Origin of the sequence: Peristeroidobacter agariperforans, assembly GCF_004138335.1 — a bacterium.
In the GTDB taxonomy this organism is placed as follows: domain Bacteria; phylum Pseudomonadota; class Gammaproteobacteria; order Steroidobacterales; family Steroidobacteraceae; genus Steroidobacter; species Steroidobacter agariperforans.
Window position 1 is genome coordinate 726461 of record NZ_RYFW01000001.1, and the last position, 11858, is coordinate 738318.

The window sequence follows — 11858 nt, forward strand, 5'->3', positions numbered from 1 at the left end:
CTCCTTCACCGAGGCTTATAGGCTCGCTACCGGACCCGCACCGGCAACGGCGGCGCCTGCACGGGCGGCGCGGGATTCTTCTCCAGCGCTTCGAGCGCGATCTGAATCGCACGATCGAGTTGGGGATCGCGGCCAGCATTGACGTCACGCGGCCATTGTTCGACCTCAACGTCAGGCGCGACGCCTTCGTTCTCGACGCGATAACCCTGCTCCGTCCAGAACGCGATGTTTGGCGAGGTAATGCCGCCGCCGTCCATCAGGGGCGGAAAGCCAAGAATGCCGACGAGCCCGCCCCAGGTCCGCTTGCCGACGATCGGTCCGAGCTGGAAATGTTTGAACATCCAGGGCAGCAGATCGCCGCCGGAGCCTGCGTTCTCTTCGGTGATCAGCACCTTCGGACCTTGAATGGCGCCTCGCGGACTGATCAGGTCTGCGCCATAACGCATCTTCCAGTGCGCGATCACCGGCCGGCGCATGATGTCGATGTAGTAGTCGGCAACCTGGCCGCCGCGATTGAAGCGCTCATCGAGGATCAAGCCTGCGCGCTGCGACTGTGGATAGAAATATCGTTTGAACATGGTGTGGCCGCCGGTGGTCGTGTCGGGCACGTGCACATAGGCGAGCCGGCCGCCGCTTTTCTCGGAGACGTAGCGGATGTTTCCTTCCACCCAGTCCATGTAACGCAACGTCGTCTCGTCGCCAATCGGCACGACGATGACATCGCGCGAATTCTTGCCGTCGGCGCTGGGCCCGACCGTGATGCGCACCTGCCGATCGACGCGGTTCTCGAACAACGAATACAGGCTGGTCGGCGCACGCAACTCCTGTCCATCGACCGCCAGCAAGTACTCGCCCGGCTTGACGTACACACCTGGCGAACGCAGCGGCGAGCGCAGATCTGGGCTCCAGTTCAAACCGCCGAGGATCCTGGTGAAACGATAGCGCTCACGCTCGATCGCGTAGTCGGCGCCGAGCAGGCCCACCGCAACTTTCGCCGGCTTGAACGGATCGTCGCCCGATTGCTGAAAGCTGTGCCCCACCGCGAGCTCGCTCAACATCATCTCGATGACCCGCTCGAGGTCGCTGCGTCTGGCGAGATCCGGGAGGAATGCGCGATATTTCTCGCGCATCGCCGGCCAATCCGCGCCGTGATAGTTGTCGGCATAGAAATAGTCGCGGTTGATCCGCCACGCCTCATCGAGGATCTGCGGCCACTCGGCTCGCGGATCCACCGCGACGCTGACGTTATTGAGCGCAAGCTTCCCTTTACCGGCCGGCAGCTCGTCGGCGACATCGGTCACGAACCAATCCGGACCGACGCGATAGCCGATGCGCTTGCCATCGCGTGATAGCAGGAAATCTTCCACGCCTTTGGCCAGCGTTTTGGTTTCGCGCTTCTCCAGCGTGAATCGTTTCAGCTCGCCAGGCTTGTTGAGCGCTTCCTGCGCCGTCGCGCCCGAGCCTTCGATGAAATAGATCTCGCCGCTCGCGCCGACGCGCAGGTCGTGACGGGCGCCGACGCCGACAGGCAGCGCGACAATGCGGTCCTCGATCCCGACGGCATCGATGCGCACGACCGGCGCTTTACCGGCACTCTTACCTTTGTCGTCCTTCGCTGCATCCTTGGCCTTCTTGTCTTCGGACTCCGGCGCGGCAGTCGACATCGCCTTGAGATCCACTTCGTCACTGAGCGGCGGGACGGCGCTCGGCCCGTCCTGTCGCAGCGTGATCGCATACAAACCGTAGCGCACCGGGCTGTCGATGTTGATCTGCGAGAACCAATCCTTCAGTGGCCCTGCATCCGTGGACGCGAGCACATAGATGAACTCGCCGTTCGGATCGAACACCGGCTCGAGCATTTCCGACAAGCCATCGGTGACCTGGATGGAACGGCTCGTCTCCACCGACCAAACGTTGACGGTTTGAATCAAGCCCGCTGCCTGCACCGTATACGTCAGCCAGCGTGAGTCCGGCGACCAGCTGGCTCGCATCAAAGGGAACGGCGAATAGACGGGCTCGGACGCGATCTTGATGTTCTTGCCGCTGGCCAGCTCAATCACCCACAGTGACTGACTGTTGTCGCGATAGGCGATACGCGCGCCATCGGGCGAGAACACGGGACGATCATAAAAGCCGGCCCCCGCCAGCCGATAATGCCGCGGCTTGCCTTTGCCGTCCTGGTCCGCGAGCAGCAGCTCATATTCGCCGCTCTCATCGGAGAACCACGCGATCTGCTTGCCATCGCCGGACCACACCGGCGAGTGATCGTTCGCGCCCGTCGAGCGGGTCAGCTGGCGCGCATCGCCCTTCTCCGCCGGCACCGTGACGATTTCGCCGCGATAGTTGAACGCCATACGCTTGAGATCGGGCGACGCCGTCGCTTCACGAATCCACTTTGGATCGCTCGCCAGGCGCGGGCGCGTTTCGATCAGATCGGAGATCGCCGAAATGCGGATCTGTTGTACCGAATTGTCGCGAGTATCGAGACGGTGCAAGTAACCGGCGTGCTCGAAAACGATGATGCCCGCACTGTCGGCGCTCGGATCGGTGACCGGAAAGTCCTTCAGCTGTGTGAGCTGAGCGGCGTCGCCGCCCGCGTCGTAGCGAAACAGATTGAACTCGCCGTTACGGTCTGAGTTGAAATACAGCGTGCCGCCGATCCACATCGGATCGGTATCGTTGCTGCCGCCCGCCGGCTTGGGCACCTCCTTCACGGAGTAGTCGCTCATGTTCATCAGCCACAGGCGGCTCTGCGTGCCGCCACGATAGTTCTTCCATTGCCGGAACACTTCGCGATTCGGTGAGTAAGCCAGCGTGCGACCGTCGGCGGAGAGTGCCGCTTTGGCCCCGGAGGGCACCGGCACGCGCTCGGGCACGCCGCCTGTCGCTGCGATGGAATAGAGCTGTGTCGTCTGCGACACGAACCGACCGCGTTCGGAATAGAACATGACCCGGCCGTTCGGCGTGAACCCGACCACGACATCGCGGCCCGGATGCCAGGTGAGCCGTCGCGCTTCCCCGCCCTGCGCCGGCATCACGTACACATCGGTGTTGTCTCCGTAGTTGGCGCTGAACGCCAGCCATTGCCCGTCCGGAGAGAAGCGCAGCGCCGATTCCTTGCCGGGCGCTTGAGTCAAGCGCCGCGCGCTGCCGCCGGAGAGCGAGCTCAACCAGATATCGTTGTCGTAAATAAATGCCAGGCTCTGCCCGTGCACGGCCGGACTGGAGAGCATGCGGGTATTGGCAGCGTCCGCCGCGTACCCCAGAGGCGCGACTGCGAGACCGAGCAATGCAAGCAACTTCGTATGTTTCATGGTTGTTCAAGGTTCTTCCACACTGGCGAGCGCAGATGATAACGACATGGCGCGGCGAAGATGACTGAATCCGCCTGGATTGCAACATCCACAAGCTATATAACTGCGGCCGTGAACGACGGAGGCGCGCCATGCTGAAGTTCGTCAAATTCGCCGAGTTGCCCGTGATCGATCAGGATCGCGCATTGAGCTTCTATACCGAGAAGCTCGGCCTGCGCGTGGCACAGGACGCTCCATATAAAGAGGGTTGGCGCTGGATCGAGCTGGCCATTCCCGGCGCAGAGACTCGCATCCTGCTGACGGCTCAGCAGGGCGAGATGCAGTCGGACACTCCGCGGCTCGTAATCATTTCAGATGACGTCGACGCCACCTGGCGCAAGTTGAGCGCGAACGGTGTCGTGTTCACCAAAGAGCCCAGCAATGCTCCCTGGAACCCGGGGCAACGATTCGCCCAGTTGCGCGACAGTGAAGGCAACGGGATTGTCATCAGCACCAGCTGACGGCCGGGCGAACTTGACACAGTAGCCATGCTGCCGGAAGGTTCACGGCAGCATGGAGCCGGAGTTTGCACCTCAATATTCGCCCAAGGAGCGCCGCCGCCGGCTGCTTCTGCACGTCGTCGTCGGCGCGCTGTTAAGCGCTGCAGTTTATTGGTGGGTGCTGCCTCGGTTCCGCTTGTTTTCGGCGGACGCGCCGTGCGAAGCGATCTTCGGTGTGCCCGGCTCGACAGTGTTGATCTACGGCGCCTTCGTGGGCGCGCCGCTGGCTGCAGCGATCCTGATCGTACTGCTGACAGCACGGCAGTCGATTGAAACCATCGCAACTCGGCGTTACCCGCCACCCGGCCGGAAGGTGTATCGGCGCGTCAAGATCAAGAAAGGCTGGCAAGCCATCGCCATCGCGCTGATACCGGCGATGTTCATAACTTACTTGTGCGTGCTCAGCTCGCAGGGCCTGGCAAGAGCGGCGGAGATGGCGCGCGAAACCCGGCAGTCCGCCGAGTGCGGTACGAGCTCGAATAAGCAAAGTGCCGGCGATCGACCAGCAACGCAGCGCGACCGGCGCTGACTGACCGCTACCTCACCTCGCAGCCCGCCGGCTTGAAGACCCGCTGCGTCGACGCCGGATATTTCGCGAGCTTATCCAAGGGCCGCCGCGGTCGTCGCACCAATTCGCCGCCGCAATTCGGGCAGATGCCGTTCAGTCGATTCCCCGCGCAATCCGAGCAGAAGGTGCACTCAAATGTGCAGATGAGGACCGACGCCGAATCAGGCAGCAGATCGACGTTACAGCATTCGCAGTTCGGCCTGAGTTCCAGCATGGTTGACTCCCAAGTTTTCGCCAACCTAACTCGCCGCGTCGTCGCATGCCATCCCACGACAGACAAGTTGTGATCGATTCCGGACGCAAATTCAGCCAGCCGGTCTTGCATACACCCATCGCGTGACCGGCTGGTGGAAGTTCAACGGCCCGGGCACGGTTCGATGCGTCTTCACGTATTGGAAACCCGCCTTCTGTAGCGTTCGATTCGGCGCGACATTGAAAGCGTTCGGTTCGCAATACAGACGCTCGAGCCGAAGTCGGTCGAAATAGATCTCGACAGACTTTCGCACACAGGCCACGCCGAAGCCGCTTTGGCGCTGTCCGGGTTCGACGATGTGAAGATGCATGTACGCCTCTTTGCCGTACACGATCTTGTCCACCGATGAGAACCCGATCGGCCTGGCGTCAAGCTCCCATAGGAGAAGCAAGCTGCGCCGACGCTCGATCGGCTGTGCGAAGTCGGTTTCATAGAGCTGCCGCCATTGCACGCGCCCCGGCAGCCTCGTTGGGTCCACGCCCAATAACTCGAGATGCTCGGCGCCAGATTCATGGAAGTAGTCGATGACTACCCCGACTTCCTCCAAGAGCATTTCCCGGACATTCACGATCATCAGCTCCCTAAGATGATACGCCCTCCTCGCCCGCGGCGACGGTAACACCGACCAACGCACCGTAGAATAGCCATGAGCAGTCCGCTCGACCACAATGGGTTCGCCATCGTCCCGGATGTCCTGGCGCGGTCCCGCACCGAAGAACTGGCAAGCGCCCTGGCATCAGTGCACTTACTCGCGCGTGCCAGCCAATGAGTCGTAACTTTTGAACCAGCGCTTTGGACCAGGCGCGATCGCGAATATCAAAAGGGAGACGCCATTGTTGGGCGGCGGCCGGCGGGCGCAAGCGGAAACTGCACCTCGATGGGACCGCTCAGGTCCATGCGATTGAAATATCGCTCTCGAATCGGACCTGCGACTCGGTACCCGAGGCGCTGGGCTCGATCGACCGCTGCTCGATACGCCGAGCGGGGATTGTCAGCTGTGTCGTCGAGCACCACCGAAGCTACTGTGCACGCGGGCACCTGAACGACGTTCAAAGCGGTGGGATGTGACGACTTACACGGGTCGATGAACAGCAGCGCCTCACAGTCGATGCTGTCGGCGGTCCCCAGGCACCGATGCCAGATCGCGCCCTGCCCCATTACCACGGACCTTGCGGGCAACTTCGCGCGCAGGACCTGAAGCATGTCGCCCACCTCATCGTACGAATCGCACGTACGTCGCAGGCTTACAGCGAACCCGACATCCAGGCTGCGAATCGTCGTTTCATACGGACGCAGCGATCCCTCGCTTTCAATTTGTGAAATGCGCACATCTACTTCCTCGAGCCTCGCACGCTCCGCCTCGATTTTTACCTGCAGGCTAGCGCGTCGTTGCAGCAGCATCTCCCGCAGCCGCTCAGGCGAATGCTCGGCGCACAGCAGTCTCCTGACTTCCTGAAGCGAAAACCCGAGGCTGCGATAAACGAGCAGCTCGTTGATGCGCGCCAATTGCGTGACAGAGTAGTAACGATACTTGGTGTTCGGATCGATGGCGTGCGCGGGCAGCAGACCGATCTCGTCGTAGTGCCGCACCAACTTGATGGACACGTTCGCCAGGCGAGCAAACTCACCGATCCGGAGCATCGCATTTCCTCACGACGGCAGCACCGCCACGGCTTCGATCTCGATCAGCCAATCGGGATGCACGAGTCGACTGACGAAGACGAACGTGCTCACCGGTGGGGACTGCGTGTTTACATAGCGGTCCCGCACCTCTACGACTGCACGCTGTTGGGCAGGTTCAATGCCGGCGACGCAGTAATAATTCAGTTTCACGATATCCGCAAACGATGCGCCTGCCGCGGCTGCGGCGATACCAAGATTGATAAAGACCTGTTCGAGTTGCGCGCGAAAATCGCCCTTTCCGACCAGCTCCCCCGCGGCATTGCGTGGCACCTGGCCAGCGATGTACAGCAGCTTGCCGCTCGTTATTTCAGCCACCTGCGAGAAACCGGTGCTGGGAGGCAGTTTGTCGGGATCGTAAAGTCGGAAATTCGGATCGGCCTGACTGGCCGACGCAGCCGTCGCCGGCGCCGCTACGGTGGCAGCGCTGATCAATGCTGTCTTGATCACATCGCGCCGAGTGGCTGAACGAGGCTCGTTGACGCTCACGCTGTGCCCTCTGAAATTGCACTTGAAGCGCGACTCTCGAGTCTCCAGTCGCTGGAGAGTCAAGACCGCGGCCTACGGCTCGTCATAGACCAGTACGATCTTCCCTCGCGGCGCGAGCCAGGGTTCGAGAATGCGACGAGCCAGGGCGGGATCGCGATGAAGCAGTCCGACGCGGACGGCGAAGATCTTGTCGAATTTGCGCCGTCCCGGTTCGAACTCGAGCGCATCGGCAACGTGAAACTCGGCGCGACCCGCGTCGACGTGCCGCCGATTCCGCCGCAGCGACGCTGCGATCATCTTCTTGGATTTGTCGATTGCGACCAGCCGGCCGGAACCGAGCCGTTCGCAGACGAAGCTCGCCGCCACGCCGTGTCCACAGCCGATTTCGAGCACCTGGTCGTCCGCTTGGATCCGCAGTCCCTCGACGATCGATCTCAGGCGCTCGCTCATGGGTAGCAGTTACTCGCGCGTGCCGACGCCCCGATGCAGCAGCCACACACAGCTGACATACAGAACGACTGCGGCGCCGATCATGATCGTATAGGCCAGGCCAACATTGACGTCGGACACGCCCAGGAAGCCGAAGCGGAAGGCGTTGACCATATAAAGAATGGGATTGGCGTGCGAGATGCCCTGGGCCCAGTCGGGCAGCAGCTTGATCGTATAGAACACGCCGCCCAGATAGGTCAGCGGCGTCAGCACGAAGGTCGGAATGAACGAGATCTGATCGAAGTTCTTCGCGAACACGGCATTGATCATGCCGGCCAGCGCGAACACGATCGAGCTGAGCAGTACGGCGGAAATCACTACGCCGATGCTGTGAATCTTCATGTGCGTGAAGATCAACGTGATCGCAGTGACCACACCGCCGACGATGATGCCGCGCGTAATGCCGCCCATCACATAACCGCCGACGATCAGCCAGCTCGGCAGCGGCGACACCAGCAGCTCTTCGATGTGCTTGCCGAATTTCGCGCCGAAGAACGACGACACGACATTGCCGTACGAGTTGGTGATCACGGACATCATGATCAGGCCGGGCGCGATGTACTGAATGTAGGAGTAGCCGCCCATGTCGCCGATGCGGCCGCCGATCAGGCTGCCGAAGATGACGAAATACAGCGTCGCGGTGATCGCCGGCGGGACGATGGTCTGGCCCCAGATGCGAATGATGCGATTGAACTCGCGGATCACGATGGTGTTGAAGCCGACGATGTTCGTCTTCAACAACATGGGCTCTTTCACCGAAGGGGACAGACTCGAAGATTCGACGGCTTTATCCATGGGCGGCCTCTTTCTGATTCACCAGCCGCATGAACAGCTCTTCCAGTCGGTTGGTCTTGTTGCGCATCGACAGCACTTCGATGCCGGACGCGGACAGTTGCGAGAAAATGTCGTTCAGGCTCTGGTCTTTGGAGACCTCGATCTCCAGCGAATGATCGTCCGGCATGCTGACTGCGTAGCCCGGCAGTACCGGCGCTGCCGTGATCGGATTGCGCAGGTTGAACACAAAAACCTCGGTCTGCAGTTTGCGCAGCACGCGGCTCATGCGGTCGTTCTCGATGATGCGGCCCTTGTCGATGATGGCGACGTGGCGGCACAGATTCTCCGCTTCCTCCAGATAGTGCGTGGTCAGGATGATGGTCGTGCCGGCGGCGTTGATGTCGCGCATGAACGTCCACATCGTGCGACGCACTTCGATGTCCACGCCGGCGGTGGGCTCATCCAGGATCAGCAAGCGCGGCTCGTGCATCAGTGCTCGGGCAATCATCAAGCGCCGCTTCATGCCGCCTGACAAGGTGCGCGACACCGCATTCCGCTTTTCCCACAACTGCAGTGCGGTCAGATATTTCTCCAGGCGCTTCGACGCCACATGGCGCGGAATGCCGTAGAAGCCGGCCTGGTTCAGCAGGATCGTGGTGACTGTTTCAAATTGATTGAAGTTGACTTCCTGGGGCACCAGGCCGATGCACGATTTGGCGATCGCCAGCTCCGTATCGATGTCGTGGCCGAATACCTGAACTTTGCCGCTGCTCTTGTTGACCAATGAGGTGACGATGCCGATGGCGGTGGTCTTGCCGGCGCCATTCGGCCCCAGCAACGCGAAGAAATCCCCTTCCTCCACGGCCAGGTCGATCCCCTTGAGCGCCTGAACGCCGTTCTTGTAGGTCTTTGTGAGCTGCTGGAAGGTCAGTGCTTGCATGGCGCCTTCAGCCACCGTACTTGGGTGGCGATGACATTGATCGGAGTGGGAAAAGTGGCTGCGAAGGGTATCGGGCCGGACCCGCCCCAGCAAGGCGCGGGCGGTCACCAATGTCGTGCCTGCGACGAACTGCTGGGCAGGGATGTGTCGGTTAACCGACAGCGGCCGGGCATTTGGCCGTCACGGCGGCTTGACGGCACGATTTCAGGGCGCATCATGACGGCCTTGCGATAGCGCAACTCAGCATGTACACGAGCTTTTTTGGCCTGGGCGAGAAGCCCTTCGCGATCACTCCGGACCCGCGTTACCTCTTTATGAGCGAGCGGCACGCGGAGGCGCTCGCGCATCTTTTGTACGGCATCACCGAAGCCGGCGGCTTCATTCAGCTCACCGGCGAGGTTGGCACGGGCAAGACCACTATCGTGCGCTCGCTGCTGGAGCGCATGCCGGGCCACGCCGACGTGGCCGTGATCCTCAACCCCCAATTAACGCCGGTTGAATTTGTACTGACGATTTGCGAAGAGCTGGGCATCTTCATGCGCGATGAAGACGCCACCAGCATCAAGGATCTGGTCGATCTGTTGAACCGTCGCCTGCTCGAAGCGAACGCCAAGGGCCGCCGTATCGTCGTGATCGTCGACGAAGCGCAGAACCTGATGCCGGCCACGCTCGAGCAAGTGCGCCTGCTCACCAATCTCGAAACCGCTTCGAAGAAACTGCTGCAGATCATCCTCATCGGCCAGCCCGAGCTGCGCGAACTGTTGGATCGGGTCGAGCTGCGCCAGCTCGCTCAGCGCATTACCGGGCGATATCACCTCGCACCGCTGTCGCGTTCCGAGACGGCGTCGTATGTGAATCACCGACTGAAGGTCGCTGGCGCCGCCGGTGAAATATTCAGCAGCGCGGCGCTGAGCGAAGTGCACCGCTTGAGCGGCGGTGTGCCGCGAATCATCAATGTGATCTGCGATCGAGCGCTGCTCGGCGCGTTCACCCAGGAGCAACATCGCATCGGACCGGGCATGATCCGCGAAGCTGCGAGCGAAGTGTCCGGTCGCTCGGTCAGTCCGCCGTGGATGAAACTGCTCCTTGGCTCGGCTGGCAGTGTCGCCGTGCTCGGCCTGGCGCTGGGCATCTGGCAACTCACGCGAACGACCGACGCCGAAGAACCGATTGCCACCGCCGGGCCAGCTGTCGTCGAAGCTGCACCGGTGCAGGTCGCGCAGGCTGCAGCTCTGCCGCCCGCGCCACCGCGGCCGCAAGACGTTGCCGAAGTCCTGGTGGAAAAGGTCGGCATGACGAACACCGAAAGCGCGTTCAGTCAGCTGTTCTCGCTGTGGGGTGCGAAGTTCACGCCCAAGGGTGGCCGGCCGTGCGACCAGGCGACCAAGCAAGGGCTTGCCTGTGTTTATCAGCAAGGCACTTGGGGCCAGCTGCGAACTTTGAATCGCCCCGCGATCCTCACGCTGATCGACGAAGACAGCAACGCGCACCAGGTGGTGGTGTCCGGCCTGGTGGGCGACACGGCCAAGATCAACTTGCCGGACGAGACGAGGATGGTGTCGATCGCGTCGTTGTCGCGGCTGTGGTACGGCGATTATCTGGTGCTGTGGCGGCCGCAACTCGGCTCGGCGCGCGCGTTGTCGCCCGGCATGCAAGGCGATGGCGTGCGCTGGCTGCGTACCAAACTGAACACGGTTGCCGGCAAAACGGACGTGGAGCCGGCCAGCGATTACTACGATGAGGACCTGGTGAAAATGGTCGAGGACTTTCAGCGCCAGTATCGCTTGAACGTCGACGGCATCGCCGGCGTGCAGACCCAGATCGTACTGGATTCGCTGGGCAGCTCGCCCGGCACGCCGGTGCTCGTAGCGCAGGCGCGGGGAACGAGCTGATGAGCTTCATTCTCGATGCCCTGAAAAAATCCGAGAACGAGCGTCAGCGCAATGTCGGCCCTTCGCTGGCCGATGTGCACGTGGTTCGGCGCAATGCCGAGCGGCCCTGGTGGGTCTTCGCTGTCGCGGCGTTGCTGGTCGTCAATCTCGGCGTGTTGATGGTCGTGCTGATTCGCGATGGCGACGCGAAGCCGGTGCAGCCTGCTCAGCAGGCGCCGGTGCAAGGCGCGCCTCAGCAAAGCTACAACGCTCCGCCGCCGCAGGCTGCGCCTCAGCAAAGTTATAACGCCGGGCCTGCTCCAGCTCAGCAGTATCAATATCAGTATCAGCAGCAGCAGCCGGCGCAACCGAACTATCAGCAGACCGTGCCGACCGATCCGTCCGTGCGCTCGCTGGCGGATGAAGCGAACGCCTATGGCGAGAGCTATCCCGAAGACCCGGCAAACTCTCACCTTGCCGGAGCGGGCGCCGTGCCCGCAGGTCCGCCGATGGTGCGTCAGATCCAGCCGCCCGCCGTGCAGCCACTGCCCTCAGGCGCAGTGTTCGAATCGCGGCAGGCCGCAAATGCGCCCGCTGCGGGCACGGGCGCGCTGGTCGGCAATGAAACATTGCCGACGTTCGATGACCTGGTGTCGAGCGGCACCAATCTTCCCGAGCTGCACCTGGACATTCACGTGAATTCGCAGCAGCCGGGCGAGCGCTTCGTGTTCGTGAACATGCGCAAATATCTGGAAGGCGAGGCGATCAAGGAAGGCCCGACGGTCGAGCGCATTACGGCCGAGGGTGTGATCCTGAATCAGCGCGGCCTGAGATTCTTACTGCCCAGACAATAATCGTTAGCCGTTAGTCGGGGGGTTGGAACAAAGAGCGAGCGTGAATCCTCGTCGCCTCCTGTTCCGAACCAACTCCTGACGCCCAAC

General features: G+C 61.7%; 12 protein-coding genes. 4 read left to right on the forward strand and 8 right to left on the reverse strand.

Annotation, left to right across the window (positions count from 1 at the left end; translation table 11 throughout):
- Positions 1 to 26: 26 nt before the first annotated feature.
- Positions 27 to 3314 (reverse strand): S41 family peptidase, encoded by a 3288-nt coding sequence (locus EK373_RS03070; RefSeq protein WP_129641270.1) that lies wholly within the window; start codon positions 3312 to 3314, stop codon positions 27 to 29.
- A gap of 131 nt (positions 3315 to 3445) precedes the next feature.
- Here EK373_RS03070 and EK373_RS03075 point away from each other — a divergent pair, with 131 nt between their 5' ends.
- Together EK373_RS03075 and EK373_RS03080 are read left to right on the forward strand one after the other, a co-directional pair.
- The gene (locus EK373_RS03075) at positions 3446 to 3814 is read left to right on the forward strand and encodes a VOC family protein (RefSeq protein ID WP_129641271.1); all 369 of its coding nucleotides are present in this window, start codon (positions 3446 to 3448) and stop codon (positions 3812 to 3814) included.
- A gap of 52 nt (positions 3815 to 3866) precedes the next feature.
- Positions 3867 to 4382, forward strand: a complete 516-nt coding sequence (locus EK373_RS03080) for a hypothetical protein (RefSeq protein ID WP_129641272.1) — start codon at positions 3867 to 3869, stop codon at positions 4380 to 4382.
- A gap of 7 nt (positions 4383 to 4389) precedes the next feature.
- Here the strand turns inward: EK373_RS03080 and EK373_RS34175 are convergent, their stop codons facing one another.
- The 7 genes from EK373_RS34175 to EK373_RS03115 all read right to left on the reverse strand — a co-directional run bounded on the left by EK373_RS34175 (position 4390) and on the right by EK373_RS03115 (position 9046).
- Positions 4390 to 4635: a DUF1272 domain-containing protein gene (locus tag EK373_RS34175; protein ID WP_129643286.1), complete on the reverse strand. Its 246-nt coding sequence runs from the start codon at positions 4633 to 4635 to the stop codon at positions 4390 to 4392.
- Between the two features lie 91 nt (positions 4636 to 4726).
- Entirely contained in the window at positions 4727 to 5248 is a 522-nt protein-coding gene (locus tag EK373_RS03090) for a GNAT family N-acetyltransferase (RefSeq protein WP_129641273.1), read from the reverse strand.
- Positions 5249 to 5490: 242 nt separating this feature from the next.
- The gene (locus EK373_RS03095) at positions 5491 to 6315 is read right to left on the reverse strand and encodes a MerR family transcriptional regulator (protein ID WP_129641274.1); all 825 of its coding nucleotides are present in this window, start codon (positions 6313 to 6315) and stop codon (positions 5491 to 5493) included.
- Between the two features lie 9 nt (positions 6316 to 6324).
- Positions 6325 to 6843: a RidA family protein gene (locus EK373_RS03100; RefSeq protein ID WP_198683040.1), complete on the reverse strand. Its 519-nt coding sequence runs from the start codon at positions 6841 to 6843 to the stop codon at positions 6325 to 6327.
- Positions 6844 to 6915: 72 nt separating this feature from the next.
- Positions 6916 to 7293, reverse strand: coding sequence for an SAM-dependent methyltransferase (locus tag EK373_RS03105; protein ID WP_129641275.1), 378 nt, complete (start codon positions 7291 to 7293; stop codon positions 6916 to 6918).
- A gap of 9 nt (positions 7294 to 7302) precedes the next feature.
- A complete protein-coding gene (locus EK373_RS03110; RefSeq protein WP_129643290.1) occupies positions 7303 to 8076 on the reverse strand; it encodes an ABC transporter permease in 774 nt (257 codons plus the stop codon).
- Positions 8077 to 8119: 43 nt separating this feature from the next.
- Positions 8120 to 9046 carry an ABC transporter ATP-binding protein gene (locus tag EK373_RS03115; protein WP_129641276.1) on the reverse strand — a complete coding sequence of 309 codons (927 nt, stop codon included), beginning with the start codon at positions 9044 to 9046 and terminating at the stop codon, positions 8120 to 8122.
- A gap of 245 nt (positions 9047 to 9291) precedes the next feature.
- Here EK373_RS03115 and EK373_RS03120 point away from each other — a divergent pair, with 245 nt between their 5' ends.
- On the forward strand, positions 9292 to 10938 hold the full coding sequence (locus EK373_RS03120; protein WP_129641277.1) for an ExeA family protein: 1647 nt from the start codon (positions 9292 to 9294) through the stop codon (positions 10936 to 10938).
- Positions 10938 to 11771: a general secretion pathway protein GspB gene (locus EK373_RS03125; RefSeq protein WP_129641278.1), complete on the forward strand. Its 834-nt coding sequence runs from the start codon at positions 10938 to 10940 to the stop codon at positions 11769 to 11771. The genes EK373_RS03120 and EK373_RS03125 overlap by 1 nt, the downstream gene beginning before the upstream one ends.
- The last annotated feature ends 87 nt before the right edge of the window (positions 11772 to 11858 follow it).